The sequence below is a fragment of the Leeuwenhoekiella obamensis genome (assembly GCF_055391795.1).
Genome location: NZ_AP029251.1, coordinates 1,210,332 through 1,227,031, shown reverse-complemented (window position 1 = coordinate 1,227,031; position 16,700 = coordinate 1,210,332). Strand labels below are relative to the sequence as shown.

The window sequence follows — 16,700 nt, the reverse complement described above, 5'->3', positions numbered from 1 at the left end:
TCTGCAAAAATTATTGCTCCTGTAGAATCATAGAATCCTTATGCAAAAGAAGCACTTGGTAGCTTTCTATTAGGATCTTCCAGCCTTGTTCTTGCATATATTTTATAACCATTTTTCCTTTACCACCGCCAGGAAGTTTGCAATCATCTATTAGCACGATGGTGTCTTTGTGCAGCTTATCTTGTATTGCAATAAACTCCTTTAAATGATGCTCTTGAGATGCGATCTGCATTGCTCGATCTGGAGTATAATCAAAGCTGTCTAGATAGAGCAGATCAACCTTATTGTCAAATTTCTCAAGAAACGCTACAGAATCACTAAGATGCACTTGAACATTTTCAGTGAGATTACATTTTTCAACCCATTGCTGGGCTACATCAACTGATTTTTGACTAATATCTACTGAGTGCAGTTCTGCATTATTTTCACGGGCCCATTTGCCAAAAACCAGCGTTGCTGCGCCATTGGATTTTGCACCTTTTAATCCTTCTCGTGAAGTACCAGTTTCAATAATGGTTTGGGCTTTTGTTTGTGATAAGAGTTCTAGCGTTTTTTTAAAGGTATTTCTTCGTCTTTTAAAATTGTATCGAAAGGGCATAAACGGGTAAAGCGATTTGTGCTTGATGAACTTTCCTATAAAAAATCCCAGAATGCCTAATAATAAAATTGAAATTATCCAATTAATGATATCCATACTTTTAAGTATTGTTATTACAATTTGGCGCTAAGCCTAACATTAAAAACTCTACCAGAGAGGTAATTAGGTATGGCATACTGACTTTGCGTTGATGCATTACGAACAAACGTATTTGTGATGGTATTTAACCTATCAAAAACGTTGAAGATCTCAAGACCTACAGTGAATTCTTCAAAGGCTTTAAGCCAATTTGCTTTAGACGAAATTCCTTGATTTTGATCTACTAGCGCATAATGAAATCCCGCATCTGTTCTAAAATAGAACGGTAATCGTTGTTGATAAAAGTAAGGATCTGCGTAACTAGGAGAACCACCAGGAAGCCCCGTTTGATAAACCATGTTTAAATATACTCGCATATTAGGCAATTGTTGCACATAATCCTGAAAAAGAACTCCAATTTTCATGCGCTGATCTGTGGGGCGAGGTATAAAGCCGCGATCATCAATGTTTTCTTGGGTTTGTAGAAGTCCAAGACTCACCCAACTTTCAGTTCCGGGAACGAATTCACCGTTTAATCTTAAATCCAACCCATACGCATAAGCCTCGGCATTATTTTTTGCGCGATAACGAATTCTCACATTTTCTAACGTATATGGATTTACATCTACCAGTTTCTTATAATACGCCTCACTCACTAGCGTAAAAGGACGTTCCCAAAGTTTAAATCCCCAATCATGTCCTAAAACTAGATGATATGATTTTTGAGCTTTTACATCAGGATTTATTTGTCCTAAACTATCTCTCAACTCTCGATAAAATGGTGGTTGACCGTACAAGCCTCCACTTATCCTAAAAACCATATCGCTTTTCCAATCTGGCTTTATGCTAAATTGAGCTCGGGGGCTAAAAAGTAGCTGATCAGATCTTTCATAACCTTCAGCGTTAACTTGCCAGGCGTGTGCACGTAAACCTAAGTTATAAAATGCTTCCGCATTGCCCAGTTGAAAGCGTTTACCTATTTGGGCGTAAGCCAAAAACCTATTGATAACAACACTATTAGTTGCTCTCGCTGCAGAAAATGGCTCGATAGGTGCATTATAAGGCTCATAAGGCTGCTGATTGCTATATTGAGAACCTGGCGGTCGTACCGAAAATCCAACAGAATCAATGATCTCATACTCCTGAAGTCTGTCTCTAATATCTTCACGAGCGTATTTTACACCCCATTCAAGAAGTGCGTCATTAAAACTAAGTTGGCCATCATGCTGCGCATTGAATATAAGCGCATCCAACTTATTGCGAGCATGTGTAAGTTGAGCACCAATACCTTCAGTAAATTCTACTTCGCCAATATCTTCATCACCTATGGATGAATTAGGAGTACCAATGCGATACTCAGCTAAAATATCGTAGTATTCCTGTTCTTGAGTGTGGTAAATGGATGAAGTGAAATTGAGTTTTAGATTTTTTGTAGGTGCGTAGGTCGCTTTTAAAGCGCCTAGATAAGTGTCGTATCTATCTTGTTCTTGACCTTCATAAAAAACCAAAATCGCTCGGGGATCTGCAATCGTACCAAAATTAGTTTGCCGTGTAACCGGCTGATAATCGTATTTATTCACTGCAACGCTACCCAAAAAGCCTAATTCAAACTTTTCGCTAAAGCGATAACTCAAATAAGATTGTATATCTGTAAACCTGGGTTTAAAGTTGGTTTCAGTCTGTTTTGCGCTAACCAGCAAACTGTTGTCTCTGTAACGCGCACCGATGATCGCTGAGAGTTTATCATTTTTTGATGCGGTTTCTGCGGCTAGGCTTACGCCCAAAAGGCTTGCATCTACAGAAGCAGCAAAATCCACAGGTCTGCGGTAGGTGATGTCAAGCACAGAAGACATTTTATCACCATATTTCGCCTGAAATCCGCCTGCGCTAAAATCTATATCTCTTACCAGATCTGGATTTACAAAGCTCAAACCTTCTTGTTGACCAGACCGAATGAGAAACGGGCGATACACCTGAATACCGTTTACATAAACCAAATTCTCATCATAGTTCCCACCGCGAACGGCATATTGTGTACTCAATTCATTATTAGAACTTACGCCTGGCAAAGTTTGAAGTAAATTCTCAACACCGGCATTTGCTCCCGGAATTTTCCTGACAGTTTCTGGAGAAATTGTGGTTATACCTTCTATTCTGTCTTGTTTTTCAGACGAGATAACAACAGTTCCTATTTGCTCAACATTTGTCTTTAAAACCGGATTAAACTCATAGATCGCATCCACAGGAAGCGTAATGTTAAGTTTAACAGGCTCATATCCTAGAAATGAAAAAGTGATCTCAACTTCTTCATCTGCTGGGATCTCTAAAGAATAAAATCCCGCAGTATTAGATTGTGTTCCGTTTGAGTTTTGGGTAATGTTTACATCTGCAAGCGGATTTTGCTTTGCGTTAAAAACGATGCCTTGAACTGTAGCGTTTTGGGCTTGACCCAAAAAAACAGAGCCAAGAAGCAGCATTAAAATGGTAAGCTTCTTTTTCAATCGAGTTTACTTTCTAAAGAATGTTGCAGTAAATGTAGAACTATTTCCCACATTATCAGTAACGATGAGCTTAAAGTCATTTTCTGTTTCTGTTATTGCGCCATCATCAAAATTATGTGTAAGCGTATTGTTTTTATACTCAAACTCCATCAAAATGAATTTTCCATTCACTGTAGCTCTGTAGCTTTTTATACCCGATAGATCATCAGTTATCTTGATCTTTAGTTCATCGTATTTTGACATCCATTTACCTTCAGTAAGTACTTCTGGAGAGATCTTTGGCGGCGTTGTATCGCTCATGATCTTAAAATCTCCCAGTGATCTAATTCTGGCTGAAAGCGTATTACCGTCAAGGTAAGAGCCTTCATAATAGGTGTTTCCACGAGTGCTAACGCCAGCGATATAAAGTTTTTCTCTATCGGCCTCTGCAATCGCAGAAACATCGTAGCGTAGCGTGATAGACTCATCTACAGGAATCACGTCTTCATGCAAATGCAAGATGTCATCTTTTAAAGAAACATCTAAAAAGTAGTCATCATAAAAAGCATGTTTAGGAACAAAGAAACTCCATTTACCCAGCTCAAAATTTTGATTCTCATCTGCCTGAACATAATACGGAGTTGTCTTTTCTTTCTTCGGGTTTAAGATAGAATCGTTTGCCACCTTAATAGGAACAAGGATCGATGAGCGGTTACCTTTATAATCGTAAATATTGATGTTATAAACGTAATCCATGCCATCTTCAGTAAGCATTAGCACACCTTTATCTTGTACGTTTCTATAAATACTTAGTGGATTATTTCTTTCGATAAAAAGCTTCTGAACTTTCTTCCTGCGCTTTTCATTATGTTCATAATCTATCATTCTATTTATGTAACGCGTTTCCGCGAAAGAGAATTTATCCATCACCACTTCAAAGTTAGTGTCACCGTTAAAAGAGGTTTCTATCTTATAAATTCCATTATTGTTGTTAGCCTCGTCCTGGCGATCTACTGTTGCGACCGCAAAACCAATATTCCCGAAGGCTTTAATTTTCTCTGCCTGAAAAGAACCATCTTCCAGTTGAGTGAGTCTAAGACTTTTTGGTTCTTGCGATTGATCTATCTGTGCATCATCGCTTAACGGATAAACCCTAAGTTCATTAATAATGGGTTTTTTAGAATCTGCGATATCAATGCCAAAAAGCAATCCATTCATCGGTCTTTGATGCTCGTCTCGTATTTCAAAGTGTAGGTGAGGAGCAGTGCTCCCGCCGGTATTTCCGCTGTAAGCTACCAGTTGGCCTTGCTCTACAACTAGCTCATCTTTTTTAGGGAAGATCTCGATTTCATAGGATTCATCGGCATATTGACGCTCTTTTACATACTTTTCGATCTCTGGTGAGAATTTATCTAAATGCGCGTAAACTGTTGTGTAACCGTTGGGATGTTCTATATATAATGACTTTCCATAACCGTAATGTTGGATTTTTATTCTGCTCACATATCCTTTGGCTGCAGCCAAAACATCTTGCCCAGTTCTATGCTGAGTTTTAATGTCAAGCCCACTATGAAAGTGATTGCTTCTAAGTTCGCCATACGTACCGGCAAGTACAAGAGGAATTTTTAGCGGACTTTTAAAATAGTCTTGCGGAATTTCATTTTGAGCCAAAAGAAACATTGGCGCTATAAGCAGGAGGTATACGATCTTCTTTATCATTATTGCGAAAATAGAACTTAATCAACAAACATAAATATGACTTGCATGTTGTGTGACGGTTTAAAATTTAATGAATAAGAATTATGCGTTCACTGTAAAATTAGCAAGCTGAATATCAGCAACATCAATTTATTCGGTATTTAAAACGGTTAACTATAAATTTAAATAAAAATCTTTAACAATTTATAATTCAGCATGTTGCTTGATGATTTTAAAATTAGATTCTATCCTGTTGGTTTATTAGCTAGCTAATGTTAACTTTGTGTGACTAAGTATTGCGAGAAAGGCTTTATGAGCAAACTGTTAGAACGTGTTGACTCTTTGCAGAATACCATTGATAAGCTATTGAAGAATTATCAACAGCTACAGCACAGAGTTGAGACTTTAAATAAAGAGAATAACGATCTTAAGCGAGATAATAAGAACTTGCAGGAAGAATTGAATTCTTTTGAAGCTCAATACAGTTCATTAAAAGCTGCTAATGCAATGCTGGGCAGTAAAGAATATAAAAAAGAGACCAAGCTTAAAATAAATTCTATGATTCGTGAACTTGATGCTTGTATAGCGCATCTAGCAGAATAAGAAGCATATGACAGATAAGCTTAAAATAAAGGTTTCTATTGCAGATAGGGTTTACCCGTTAACAATTAATCCCAGCCAGGAAGAAGGATTGAGAAAGGCGGCAAAGGAGATTGAGGGTATGATTAAGAAGTTTGAGCAAAGTTATGCGGTGCGCGATAAGCAAGATGTGCTTGCGATGTGTGCTTTGCAATTTGCATCTCAAACTGTGCAAAAAGACATAAATTCAGATAGAGATGTTCAAGAAGCAGCTCAAAAAATAGAAGATCTGGAAAAATTGTTAGCCGCACACTTAGCAACCTAGCGTTCTTTAAAATAGAATAATTACTGCCTACATTGGTTAATTTATTTTGATAAACTCAACACTTAATCATTTAAGAAGGGTGAGTCTGAATTGTAAAAGCGCGCCGTTACCAGTTTCTGGTACTACGGATTCTTGATCAGTTCTTTAGCCCTAATCCTGTTTAATAGGAGTTTATACAAATCACCGATCAATGTAGGCTTTTTTTATATATATAAGTTAAATGGATACAGCACTAATTATTGTCATAACAATACTAATAGCAGCAACTTTAGGCTTTCTGGTTGCTAAACTTCTTGAGCGTAACAATGCCTCTCAGGTATTAAAAAACGCTAAAAAAGAAGCTGAAAATATTATTAAGGAAGCTAAGTCTGAAGGAGAAACGATCAAAAAAGACAAGATCCTTCAAGCAAAAGAAAAGTTTATTGAACTTAAATCTGAGCATGAAAAAGTGATCATGGCCAGAGATAAAAAAATAGGCGATGCAGAGAAACGCACTCGTGATAAAGAATCTCAGGTTAGCAACGAATTAGCTAAAAATAAAAAGCTAAACAACAGCTTAGAAGATAAGATCAAAGACTACGACAGCCGCGTAGATTATATCGAGAAGAAACAAAACGATATAGATAAACTTCACCAAGGTATTGTGCAACAGCTAGAAGTTATTTCTGGCCTTCCGGCAGAAGAAGCTAAGACACAACTTATCGAGTCTTTGAGAGATCAAGCTAAAACAGACGCTATGGCTTTTATCCAGAATTCAATGGAAGAAGCTAAAATGACTGCAGAGCAAGAAGCTAGAAAGATCATTATTAACACCATTCAAAGAATAGGTACAGAAGAAACCATAGAGAATTGTGTTTCTGTATTTAATCTTGAAAGTGATGATGTTAAAGGTAGAATCATCGGTAGAGAAGGGCGTAACATTCGCGCTATTGAAGCCGCTACAGGAGTTGAGATCATTGTAGATGACACACCAGAAGCTATTATTCTTTCTTGCTTTGACAGCGTAAGACGTGAGGTTGCGAGACTTTCGCTTCACAAATTAGTGACAGATGGACGTATTCACCCAGCTCGTATTGAAGAAGTAGTAAAGAAAACACGTAGCCAGATAGAACAAGAAATTGTTGAAGTTGGTAAACGCACAGTGATAGATCTAGGTATTCATGGTCTTCAACCAGAATTGATCAAAGCTGTAGGTAGAATGAAGTATCGTTCTTCTTATGGTCAGAATTTGCTGCAACACAGTAGGGAAGTAGCAAAACTTTGTTCTGTAATGGCGTCAGAACTTGGGTTAAACCCAAAAATCGCAAAACGCGCCGGACTATTACACGATATAGGTAAAGTGCCAGAAACCGAAACTGAAATGCCACACGCATTACTAGGTATGGAATGGGCAGAAAAGCATGGCGAAAAACCAGAGGTTTGCAATGCGATTGGTGCTCACCACGATGAGATCGAGATGAAAACACTTTACGCACCGATCGTTCAGGTATGTGATGCGATTAGTGGTGCAAGACCTGGAGCAAGACGTCAAGTATTAGACAGCTATATTCAGCGTCTTAAAGACCTTGAGGATATCGCATTTGGTTTTGGCGGTGTGAAGAAAGCATACGCGATACAGGCGGGTAGAGAACTTCGTGTGATCGTAGAAAGTGAGAAAGTAAATGATGAAAAAGCAGCATCATTATCCTTTGAGATCTCTCAAAAAATTCAAACAGATATGACATATCCTGGTCAGGTGCGTGTTACAGTAATACGTGAAACTAGAGCAGTGAATATCGCAAAATAGGTTTTGGCTTAAAGCCAAAAAGTATAGCGTATAAGCTTGCTCAAAATAAGCTAATACCTATATTTGCAAACCTTCAAAAAAACAAACCTACGCATCGTAGGTTTTGTTTTATACATAGGTATCGGGATGTAGCTTAGTCCGGTTAAAGTGCGCGTCTGGGGGGCGCGAGAGCGGAGGTTCGAATCCTCTCATCCCGACAGTTTTGAACCCAATCATTTAGATGATTGGGTTTTTCTTTTCAGTTAAGAAAAGCTTATATTCAGTATATAGTTCTGTCTTAATTTAAACGTATTAACCTTCCAATGTTCTATGTATACATCTTATTTAGCAAAAGCTTAGATAAATTCTATACCGGGCAGACTGCCAATCTTGAGAGAAGATTGATTAGACATAATTCTAAACTTGTTAGATCTACTAAGAATGGTATTCCATGGGATTTAAGATGGTCTACCCAAGTACCGAGTAGAGCAGAAGCTGTGTTGCTTGAGCAGAAAATTAAGAAACGGGGAGCTAGAAGATATTTAAATGATATTGGGATGTAGCTTAGTCCACGCTAAGGCGTGGCAGGCCTGTCCCGCCAAGGCGGGATTAAAGTGCGCGTCTGGGGGGCGCGAGAGCGGAGGTTCGAATCCTCTCATCCCGACAGTTTTGAACCCAATCATTCAGATGATTGGGTTTTTCTTTTGAGTTAAGATTCTTATATTCAGTCAATAGTCCTTTCTTAATTGAAAAGTATTAACCTTCCAATGTTTTATGTATACATCTTATTTAGCAAAAGCTTAGATAAATTCTATACCGGGCAGACTGCCAATCTTGAGAAAAGATTGATTAGACATAATTCTAAACTTGTTAGATCTACTAAGAATGGTATTCCATGGGATTTAAGATGGTCTACCCAAGTGCCGAGCAGGGCAGAAGCAGTGTTACTTGAAAAGAAAATTAAGAAACGGGGAGCTAGAAGATATTTAAATGATATTGGGATGTAGCTTAGTCCACGCTATGGCGTGGCAGGCCTGTCCCGCTCTGGCGGGATTAAAGTGCGCGTCTGGGGGGCGCGAGAGCGGAGGTTCGAATCCTCTCATCCCGACAAAAATAAAAACCTGCTAATACTAGTTAGCAGGTTTTTTATGTCTTAATATTTCTTGTTGATACAATTTAGTTTTTCAGGTTATAACGTAAATTTCAAACTAGCTAAAGCCTGTGATGGTCGCAGTTGATAGCTACTTTGCACATAGTAATATTCGTTATTGTAAGCATTGATAAATGTATCTGTATTCAGGATATTTCTCCAGCTGATGTTTAGATCCATTTTGGGTTTGTTGAAAGTAAATTGATAACTAAGATTCACAAAATAGTTATTCCCATTATTTGAAAAAGAATTGCCGTAGTATTCGCCGCCAGCGCTTAAATATTGATTTTCTTTAGGATAAAAATAAAGGTCTAGCGTGTGTTTTTGAGTTATAATAGTTTCAAAATCACTATCCTCAAAACCTGATGTATATGTTGAATAATTACCTGAATAATTAGCAATTAACCAACTAGAAACTTCAGTGTCTACGCTTCCGCGAAAATTTAAATTTCTTGTATTTACATCAGCAAGCGTATTGTTTAAAAGCTGTTGTCTTTGAGATAAACTGTAAGATGAATTAAGCTTAAGCGTGGTCTCTATTTTTCTAAAATATTTACTCCCGCCTGCACTAAAACTATGAGTGCTAAAGCTGTTATCGCGAGCTACAGCTTCTAGGATTGTTGTTCCGTTTTCATCAATATTAGAACTGTAGAGTAAATTGTTTTTAGAAAAATTATAAGAATAAGAGGCGTTAAGAAATAGTTGCTTTAACGGATTTCTATAGCCTAAACCAGCACTATACCTCTGTCTTGTTTGCTCAGAAATTGGCGCGTTATATCTATTTAAGTTACGATACCCGTTCAGTAGAAAGCCATAATACAACTGCTGAAGTTTACCAAAATCATAATGCAATCCTGCAGAAGCATTTGCTTCCCAATACGCAGAAAGCCTTTTCTTTAAATCAAAATAAGGTTCAAAGACCAATCGATCAAGATTTCGTTTTTCTTCAAAGTTTTTATCTTCTAGATCAAAACTTTTAAACTGAAGCGGAGTATCTAATCTTAAGTTCCAAGTTTCATCTTTACTTTCAAACTGTAGTGAATTTTTAAAGTATATCGAAGATTCAACAAATTCGGTTCTATTTTTAAAGTCAGTATCTACAACCTCTTTAGATTCATCGAGAAAAATATCAGTGTCCAATTGTTCATTCTTGATCGAGAATCCCAGTCGTGGAGTAATGGTAAATTTGCCTAGCGATTTAGTGAATCCTGCAGCATTATCAGTATAAATTTTTCTGGTTGATACTAATTGTTGAAGATCTTCATATGGATCACCATTATTAAAAATAGCTTCAAATTGACCGGGTTGTACTAGAAGATTCTGATTGTTTTCTGAGAAACCTGTGTTTGAAGTAAAAGTGATCAATTGTTTGCCTAAAGTTCTAAGCAGCCGCAAATCGTTTTTGAATCCGAAGAAAGGATTATCCAGTTGCTGCGTGATCTGTGTATCTGGACGAGTAATCAAACCTCTTTTCGAGTTCCATGATCCATTGAAACCGAATTTGTCTTTAAAATAATTTTTATCAGAATTATTCTCTAATGTTAGTTGACCATCTAACTCACTTAAGAATATTTTGTTATTGGTATTCTCGATCACATCTATGGTATCAGTAGGCGTAAAATAGCGTGTTTGCGTACTTCCATCTTGCTGTTGATAATCATTGAGGTAAGAAATATTCAGTTTTAGGTCTAGATCCTTTTTTACTCGCTGCAAGACATTACCTGAAAGTAAATGAGCGTTATTATCTAGCCACCGTTCTGAAGAGAAAGGTGGTTGTGATACATTTTGTATTGAGAGCCAATTTTCATTATCAATATCAAATCCATCTTCATAATAGTTATATGAAAAATTCATAATCTCACCAGAAACATCACGGCCAGTGTTGTTGCTTTGATAGGTAACGATCGCCTGCCACTTTTTTGTAAAGATCATGGGCGTTACATTAGTTTGCCACAGCAGAGGCGAAGCACCAATCCCGATGGACGCTGTTCCGCTAAAAGTGATATCATTTTTAAGCTTTATATTAATTGAAGCTCTTTCAGAAAACACTAAACTATCTAAGACCTTTACAGGTTGATGGTTTTCAAGTATTTCAACTTTAGAAACAGCATCGGCTGAAAGATTATTATTCGCTAAATTATAGCGACCTTCTAAAAGGTCTAAACCTTCGATGTAATATTTTTCAATGGGCTCATCCTTATAAAAAATTTTCCCGTCGGGTCGTATATCGATTCCTGGGATTTTCTTCAAAACATCAGCGATAACGCGGTCATTTTTGTCTTTAAAAGCCGCTACCGAAAAACTAAGTGTATCACCTCGTTGCTGTAAAATTTCAGATTTAACGATAACCTCTTTTAAAGATTCTGTAGAGGCTGTAAGTTTTACTTCTAAGATCTGTGCCGAATTCTTTATGACTTTCTCAAATGGAGCAAAACCGATGTAAGAAACTTTCAAAAAGAGTGAATCGCTCTTATCTTTTACAGCTACTTTAAATTTACCATTGGAGTCTGAAATGCCATAAGCTAAGATCGAAGAAATTGAATCTTTACTGATCATTACCGTAGCTCCACTCAACTTTTCATTTTGCTCATCTACAACAAGCCCTGTGATCTCAGTTTGCGAATAGCTCGCACATACAAGAAATATTGATAGAATAAGAAAGAAGCCCTTTTTCAACCTACTCTAGTTCTAAAGGATTATTTTCTTTCTCCAGCATTTCGGTAAAGGCCGCTACCATTTTTTTGTGCCATTCGGGATCAAGTTTATTATTAGTGTTATGTCCTTGTGCTCGCATATGTGTCATAGGATCTCTACAATATTCATGCAATCTTTCTGCAATATCTTCTTGAGTACTTTGAACATATTGATTAAAATTCATCTTATAAGTAAGTGCAGGTGCAAGCTTCTCTAGGCCTATAAAGGAGAAAACATAATCATTCCCTGTGTCTGCAATTTCTAAAATCAAACCCGGCAAGCCATTAAATTTATAAGGCCCGTCTGAAACCGGAACCTCTGTAGTAAACCAGGCCACATAATCCCGACCGGCAAATGAAGTAGTAGCTTTTTGAACTTTATAATCTTTAATCATTTTTGTTTCAGGATAGATTTCCCAGTCAAAAAGGCTCAAATCCTGCACATAGAAAAAATCGGTCATTGGAACAAAAACCGAATTATACATTTTCGATGCTTCCCGATCTTTGATGGTTTTGATAAAGAATTTTGTCACCGCCAGACGCGATGTGCTTCCGTTATTTCCATTTATTACAAGGGGATTTTCCAATACATAAGCTCTGCTAGAAAATTGAGAAATCTCATCACCTAAATACAAGATCATAAATTCTGATCTTTTTTCTGTTGAAGTAGAATCCAGTTTAAAATCTAGCTTATAGGTAACCTTATAATCGAATTTTCCTTTTAATTTTTCCTGTGCTGAAATCTTGTAAAAACAGCATAACAATAGTATAAATAGCTTTAGCTTCATTATGGTTGTTGATTGATGATTTTTTGACTATTCCAGTTCTATAGGATTATTCTCTTTCTCAATTAGTTTAGTAAAGGCCTCTATATATTGTTGATGAACTTCTGGTGTGATATGTACGTTAGGATTATTTGCATATGTAAAAGGGTCCTTTCGAAAGCGTAGATAAGTCGTACTAAATTCTTCCGGAGTTGTTTTTATAAGCAGATTCAATTTTAGCTTGAAGTCTTCTTTTGGCGAAAGCCTTTTTAAAGCAAAAAACTCAAAATTCCATTCATTTTCAATATCTGAAATCTCTAGAATTAATCCTGGTAAACCATTGAATTTAAAAGGGCCATCTGAAATGGGAACTTCTGGAGTAAACCAAGCGACATAATCCCTACCCGCAAAGGTTGTTGTGGCTTTTTGAACTTTATAACCTTTTATTTCTTTGGTCTCATTTTCAATCTTCCAATTAAACATATTCTTATCCTGTTCAAAGTAGAAGCGGTCTTTAGCCATATTTTGAAAGTAATACAACTTCTCTTTTTTAATATCCTTAATTATTTGATAACTAAAATTTGTTAGAGCTTTTTTTGAGGTAGTACCAGAGTTTCCTTTTATGTCTACTTCACCTGCGAATTTTTGAGCTCTACTTAAATATCTAGAATAATCATCTCCAAGATATAGAACCATATATTCACTTACGGGTTCAACTTGTGTAGAATCTAATTTAAATGACAGATTATAAATTACTTCATACTTAAAATTATCTTTTATAGTTTCCTGCGCTGATAGGCCTAAGGTAAAAAGGGATAGTAGTAAAATGAGTTTTAGTTTCATAATGTTCGTTATTGATGATGTTAGTGCTTAATTTCTATTGGATTATTTTTCTTTTTATATTTCTTAGCGAGTTCTTTTTTCTGTTTAGCTTCGTCTTCTGCGCTCCAACCAAATTTTATTCCGGCCTTTTGCATGGTGCCAATGGGATCACGATCATAATCATCTCTCACCTGATCAAGCTCTTGTTGAGAAACCATCTTATAATTCTCAAGATTTAATAGTTGATCAACAGGTTTTTGCAATTCCTGAAATCCCGTTAAAGTAAAGTGATACTGATTTTGTAAATCTGAAATTTCTAAAATAAGACCTGGTAAGCCATTAAACTTATATGGTCCGTCTAAAAAAGGTAATTCTGAAGCAAACCATGCATTGTAATTCCTACCTGCAAAGGTTCCCGTAGCTTTTTGAACTTTAAAGCCTATAATTTCTTTGGTTTCAGGCAGAATTTCCCAGTTGATCTGTTTTAAATCCTGCTTGTATTTTAATTCGTATTGAAAAACCTTTTCAGCCAATACAAGTTTGTTTTCCTTATAATCTTTATAGATAGAATACTTAAAATCAGTCATTGCATTATACTCATCCATCCTCATCATTTCTGGAGTAGGCAAATGCTCTAAAGAATCTTTTACCGCTTTACCCAAACTAGAATAACGCGAGTGATCTTTACTTAAATAAAGCACGCCAATCTCAGATTTTATAGAATTTACATCTGTGGAATCTTCCTGATACTGGAGCTTATAAGTTGCTTTGTAAGAATAAGATTCTTGAGCCTGCAAATTCCCTAAACTAAGCAATATGATGGCGAGTAAAAGTTTTTTCATTATTTATAATGCTATTGATTATTCAGTTTTTAAAACATTCTATTAGTGGGAACTATTAAATAACAGTTTAGCGTAAGCTCAATATTAAAATAGATATGCTTTTCAGCGAAAAGGAATTACCTCATAATTATCTATACACCAAAAATGTTTAGTACATACTAGAATGATTCGAACCTTCATTCTCTTTAAAAGTACAATTATTTATAGTTATAAAACTTTTATTTAAACTTATTTCAAAATCGGAAAATTTGAAACTTGGAATATGATCGTATAAAATGTTTCAGTGTTAGTTGGAGTAGAAGAGTTATTACCGATAAATGTCTTAAGATACCTCACGATTTATTTAAACAGCACAATAACTAAATCGATTATTTTTAATTTAATTCGTTGAAAAACAAATAAAATTAAATCTATTTAGATTTATTCCAGATTCTATTTGAACTTAATCTAAATAAGCATAGTTTTGCAATGTCAATAATTACTGATGAAGCAAACTATACTTTTTCTTTTATTTATTCTCCCATTAGCGGCATTTTCACAGCACACTTTAAGCGGTACTATTTACGACGCTAATGGATTCTTAGCCACAAATGCCGTAGTTAAAATATCTAAAGGTGATTTTACAGATGCTGCACAATCCAATTCTTCAGGATTTTACGCATTTCAAAACCTTCAATCTGGCACATATACGCTAGAGATTATTCACGGCGATTTCATCGATTTTGATCAAGTTGTTATCAATAATAAAAGCACCCAGCACAACATTCAATTAAAGAATGAGAAGGATTATGAACTTGATGCAGTCACGCTAAAGGGCGAAAGCATCAAAATGAAAATGGAAAAAGAGGGTTTCGCGGTAAGCGTAGTAAATACTGAAGAAGCTAGCTCTAGAAACATTCAAACTAACGAACTTCTTAATACAACGGTAGGAGTGAAGATCCGTCAAAACGGTGGTCTTGGTTCGCAAGTGCAATACAGTCTCAACGGACTTTCGGGCAGTGCGGTGCGCATTTTTATTGATGGAATTCCTATTTCTACTTTTGGTTCTTCTTTTAATCTTAATAGTATCCCGCCTTCTATGATCAAGCAGATCGAGGTTTATAAAGGTGTGGTTCCTGGTCACTTGTCTGATGATGCGCTAGGTGGTGCAATCAACATCGTCCTAGATAAATCTTCATCAACAAACCTTAACGCATCACTTTCTTACGGTTCGTTCAATACATTGCAAGCAAGCGTTAATGGACTTTACCGCGTTGACAAATCTGGTTTTACGGTTAAGGCTTCTGGTTTTTATAATTATTCTGATAACGATTATAAAGTAAGCGGTAGGAGCGTGGTGGTTACCGGTCTTGGCGGCGTTCAAACGCCTATCACTGCAAGAAGATTTAATGATGCTTATAGATCAGCCGGCGGTATCGTTCAACTAGGTTATACTGACGTGAAATGGGCAGATCAATTCTACGTAGGTTTTACCGGTTCTGATGATTATAAAGAAGTGCAACACGGTGCATTTATGACGATCACTCCATACAAAGGCAGATTTTATGAGTCTGATGTGGCGCTGGCGAATTTGAGTTATCAGAAGAAAGATCTTTTTACAAAAGGTCTAGATGTAAATATAAATGGGTATTACGGAAAGCGCAATCGCAAACTAAGCGATACAGTGGCGTGGGCGTACAGTTGGAATGGTGAACGCGCCATAGACTTTAGAGGAAATGAATTTCAATACACTTGGGGTTCACAGCAAGAAGGCGGCCCAACGCTTTTAAATATAAATCGCAATGTCGCTTCTATACGCACCGGAGTTTCTTTCGCTTTAAGCGAAAACCATAAACTTCTCCTTAACCACGTGTATAGCGGTATTGATCGTGAGGACAGCGATGAACTTCGCCCTCTGCTTGAAAATACTTTTGTGGGAACACGTGATCTACGCAAGAACATCTTGTCTTTTACCTATGAGTTAGATGCTTTTCAAGATCGATTAAAAGCCAGTTTGTTTGCTAAACATTACCAACAAAAAACCATTAGCAAAGATCCTGCGATCGCAACAGATGATAATGGGAATAGGGTAATTGTTGACGAAGTGGTAAGCAGTAATAAAGAATTTGATGGTTATGGTTTTGCTGCTTCATACGGTTTAACTCCAGAGGTTTTTATTTTGGCTTCCGCCGAAAAAGCGATACGCTTACCTAATGAAACCGAAATTTTTGGAAATGATGGTGATAACGTGGTTGCAAACTCAAGCATTAATCCAGAGCAGAGCAATAATTATAATCTAGGGTTTCGTCTAGGAGCATTTAATTTCAAAAAACATCAATTTACCGTTTCAACAAATCTGTTTGCACGAAATATTAAAGATAGAATAGGTCTTCCTATTGAAACCTCTCTTAATGTAAACGATGAGCTTATCGTTTATGTAAATCAAGGCAGCGGAACATCTAAAGGCTTTGACGCACAACTTAATTATAGCTACGATAATAATCTGACGGTAAATTTCAATATTTCAAAATTTGATCTTAAGATCGAGAATCGAGGTACAGAAGTAGCAGTGCCTAACACCCCTTTCTTAACGATGAATGCAAATGCGCGTTATTCGTTAAAAGACCTAATACAGAAGAAATCTCGTCTCGATCTTTTTTACACCATGTATTACACAGATGAGTTTTCTTATCTGGTACCGCAAGGATCTAATACGGTGGGCGATGACTTCTTTAAAGTGCCAGAACAGTTGGCGCAGGATTTTGGCGTAAGCTACTTTTTCCCAAACAAAAGATTCGTACTCAGTTTTGATGTCAAGAACATCTTTGATAAACCGGTGTATGATAATCTTTCTGTGCAAAAACCGGGAAGAGCATTCTATGTGAAACTTAACTATTCAATAAATAAATTTTAATCTTTTAAACATC

General features: G+C 36.5%; 13 protein-coding genes, 3 tRNA genes and 1 other RNA gene. 10 read left to right on the top strand and 7 right to left on the bottom strand.

Translation table 11 applies throughout. The features are described 5' to 3' along the window. Positions 1-10: 10 nt before the first annotated feature. The 3 genes from ACZ5L8_RS05470 to ACZ5L8_RS05460 are packed head-to-tail and all read right to left on the bottom strand — an operon-like array spanning position 11 to position 4,875. A complete protein-coding gene (locus ACZ5L8_RS05470) occupies positions 11-694 on the bottom strand; it encodes a class I SAM-dependent methyltransferase (RefSeq protein ID WP_464440268.1) in 684 nt (227 codons plus the stop codon). 17 nt (positions 695-711) lie between these two features. Continuing rightward, a complete protein-coding gene (locus ACZ5L8_RS05465) occupies positions 712-3,153 on the bottom strand; it encodes a TonB-dependent receptor (protein WP_464440922.1) in 2,442 nt (813 codons plus the stop codon). Positions 3,154-3,183: 30 nt separating this feature from the next. Then, complete coding sequence (locus ACZ5L8_RS05460; protein WP_464440267.1) at positions 3,184-4,875, bottom strand: M23 family metallopeptidase; 1,692 nt, start codon at positions 4,873-4,875, stop codon at positions 3,184-3,186. Positions 4,876-5,166: 291 nt separating this feature from the next. Here ACZ5L8_RS05460 and ACZ5L8_RS05455 point away from each other — a divergent pair, with 291 nt between their 5' ends. From ACZ5L8_RS05455 to ACZ5L8_RS05415, 9 genes are all read left to right on the top strand, one after another. Then, complete coding sequence (locus ACZ5L8_RS05455) at positions 5,167-5,457, top strand: hypothetical protein (RefSeq protein WP_462598411.1); 291 nt, start codon at positions 5,167-5,169, stop codon at positions 5,455-5,457. A 7-nt stretch (positions 5,458-5,464) separates the two neighbouring features. Next, entirely contained in the window at positions 5,465-5,758 is a 294-nt protein-coding gene (locus ACZ5L8_RS05450) for a cell division protein ZapA (RefSeq protein WP_462598412.1), read from the top strand. Positions 5,759-5,811: 53 nt separating this feature from the next. Beyond that, positions 5,812-5,931, top strand: a non-coding RNA gene (ssrS, locus tag ACZ5L8_RS05445) — 6S RNA. 47 nt (positions 5,932-5,978) lie between these two features. Continuing rightward, positions 5,979-7,544 carry a ribonuclease Y gene (rny, locus tag ACZ5L8_RS05440; protein ID WP_464440266.1) on the top strand — a complete coding sequence of 522 codons (1,566 nt, stop codon included), beginning with the start codon at positions 5,979-5,981 and terminating at the stop codon, positions 7,542-7,544. Positions 7,545-7,666: 122 nt separating this feature from the next. Further along, positions 7,667-7,741, top strand: a tRNA-Pro gene (locus ACZ5L8_RS05435). 105 nt (positions 7,742-7,846) lie between these two features. Next, positions 7,847-8,086: a GIY-YIG nuclease family protein gene (locus ACZ5L8_RS05430; RefSeq protein WP_464440265.1), complete on the top strand. Its 240-nt coding sequence runs from the start codon at positions 7,847-7,849 to the stop codon at positions 8,084-8,086. Beyond that, positions 8,077-8,187: transfer RNA gene (locus ACZ5L8_RS05425), tRNA-Pro, on the top strand. The genes ACZ5L8_RS05430 and ACZ5L8_RS05425 overlap by 10 nt, the downstream gene beginning before the upstream one ends. Positions 8,188-8,290: 103 nt before the next feature. Next, positions 8,291-8,530, top strand: a complete 240-nt coding sequence (locus ACZ5L8_RS05420) for a GIY-YIG nuclease family protein (protein ID WP_464440921.1) — start codon at positions 8,291-8,293, stop codon at positions 8,528-8,530. Next, positions 8,521-8,631, top strand: a tRNA-Pro gene (locus ACZ5L8_RS05415). Before ACZ5L8_RS05420 ends, ACZ5L8_RS05415 begins: the two co-directional genes overlap by 10 nt. Positions 8,632-8,712: 81 nt before the next feature. Here the strand turns inward: ACZ5L8_RS05415 and ACZ5L8_RS05410 are convergent. Genes ACZ5L8_RS05410 through ACZ5L8_RS05395 form a run of 4 tightly spaced genes read right to left on the bottom strand, consistent with a single transcriptional unit; the run spans position 8,713 to position 13,794 of the window. Next, positions 8,713-11,349, bottom strand: coding sequence for a carboxypeptidase-like regulatory domain-containing protein (locus tag ACZ5L8_RS05410; RefSeq protein ID WP_464440264.1), 2,637 nt, complete (start codon positions 11,347-11,349; stop codon positions 8,713-8,715). 1 nt (position 11,350) lies between these two features. Beyond that, a complete protein-coding gene (locus ACZ5L8_RS05405) occupies positions 11,351-12,154 on the bottom strand; it encodes a GLPGLI family protein (protein ID WP_464440263.1) in 804 nt (267 codons plus the stop codon). A gap of 27 nt (positions 12,155-12,181) precedes the next feature. After that, positions 12,182-12,973: a GLPGLI family protein gene (locus ACZ5L8_RS05400; protein ID WP_464440262.1), complete on the bottom strand. Its 792-nt coding sequence runs from the start codon at positions 12,971-12,973 to the stop codon at positions 12,182-12,184. A gap of 20 nt (positions 12,974-12,993) precedes the next feature. Further along, a complete protein-coding gene (locus ACZ5L8_RS05395; RefSeq protein WP_464440261.1) occupies positions 12,994-13,794 on the bottom strand; it encodes a GLPGLI family protein in 801 nt (266 codons plus the stop codon). 484 nt (positions 13,795-14,278) lie between these two features. Between ACZ5L8_RS05395 and ACZ5L8_RS05390 the strand changes: the two genes are divergently transcribed. Further along, positions 14,279-16,687: a TonB-dependent receptor gene (locus tag ACZ5L8_RS05390; RefSeq protein ID WP_464440260.1), complete on the top strand. Its 2,409-nt coding sequence runs from the start codon at positions 14,279-14,281 to the stop codon at positions 16,685-16,687. The last annotated feature ends 13 nt before the right edge of the window (positions 16,688-16,700 follow it).

Excerpts from the sequence above, each read along its gene's own strand:
- ACZ5L8_RS05470 (WP_464440268.1), bottom strand. The coding sequence starts at position 694 with ATGGATATCATTAATTGGATAATTTCAATTTTATTATTAGGCATTCTG.
- ACZ5L8_RS05465 (WP_464440922.1), bottom strand. The coding sequence starts at position 3,153 with ATGCTGCTTCTTGGCTCTGTTTTTTTGGGTCAAGCCCAAAACGCTACA.
- ACZ5L8_RS05460 (WP_464440267.1), bottom strand. The coding sequence starts at position 4,875 with ATGATAAAGAAGATCGTATACCTCCTGCTTATAGCGCCAATGTTTCTT.
- ACZ5L8_RS05455 (WP_462598411.1), top strand. The coding sequence starts at position 5,167 with ATGAGCAAACTGTTAGAACGTGTTGACTCTTTGCAGAATACCATTGAT.
- ACZ5L8_RS05450 (WP_462598412.1), top strand. The coding sequence starts at position 5,465 with ATGACAGATAAGCTTAAAATAAAGGTTTCTATTGCAGATAGGGTTTAC.
- rny (WP_464440266.1), top strand. The coding sequence starts at position 5,979 with ATGGATACAGCACTAATTATTGTCATAACAATACTAATAGCAGCAACT.
- ACZ5L8_RS05430 (WP_464440265.1), top strand. The coding sequence starts at position 7,847 with ATGTTCTATGTATACATCTTATTTAGCAAAAGCTTAGATAAATTCTAT.
- ACZ5L8_RS05420 (WP_464440921.1), top strand. The coding sequence starts at position 8,291 with ATGTTTTATGTATACATCTTATTTAGCAAAAGCTTAGATAAATTCTAT.
- ACZ5L8_RS05405 (WP_464440263.1), bottom strand. The coding sequence starts at position 12,154 with ATGAAGCTAAAGCTATTTATACTATTGTTATGCTGTTTTTACAAGATT.
- ACZ5L8_RS05400 (WP_464440262.1), bottom strand. The coding sequence starts at position 12,973 with ATGAAACTAAAACTCATTTTACTACTATCCCTTTTTACCTTAGGCCTA.
- ACZ5L8_RS05395 (WP_464440261.1), bottom strand. The coding sequence starts at position 13,794 with ATGAAAAAACTTTTACTCGCCATCATATTGCTTAGTTTAGGGAATTTG.
- ACZ5L8_RS05390 (WP_464440260.1), top strand. The coding sequence starts at position 14,279 with ATGAAGCAAACTATACTTTTTCTTTTATTTATTCTCCCATTAGCGGCA.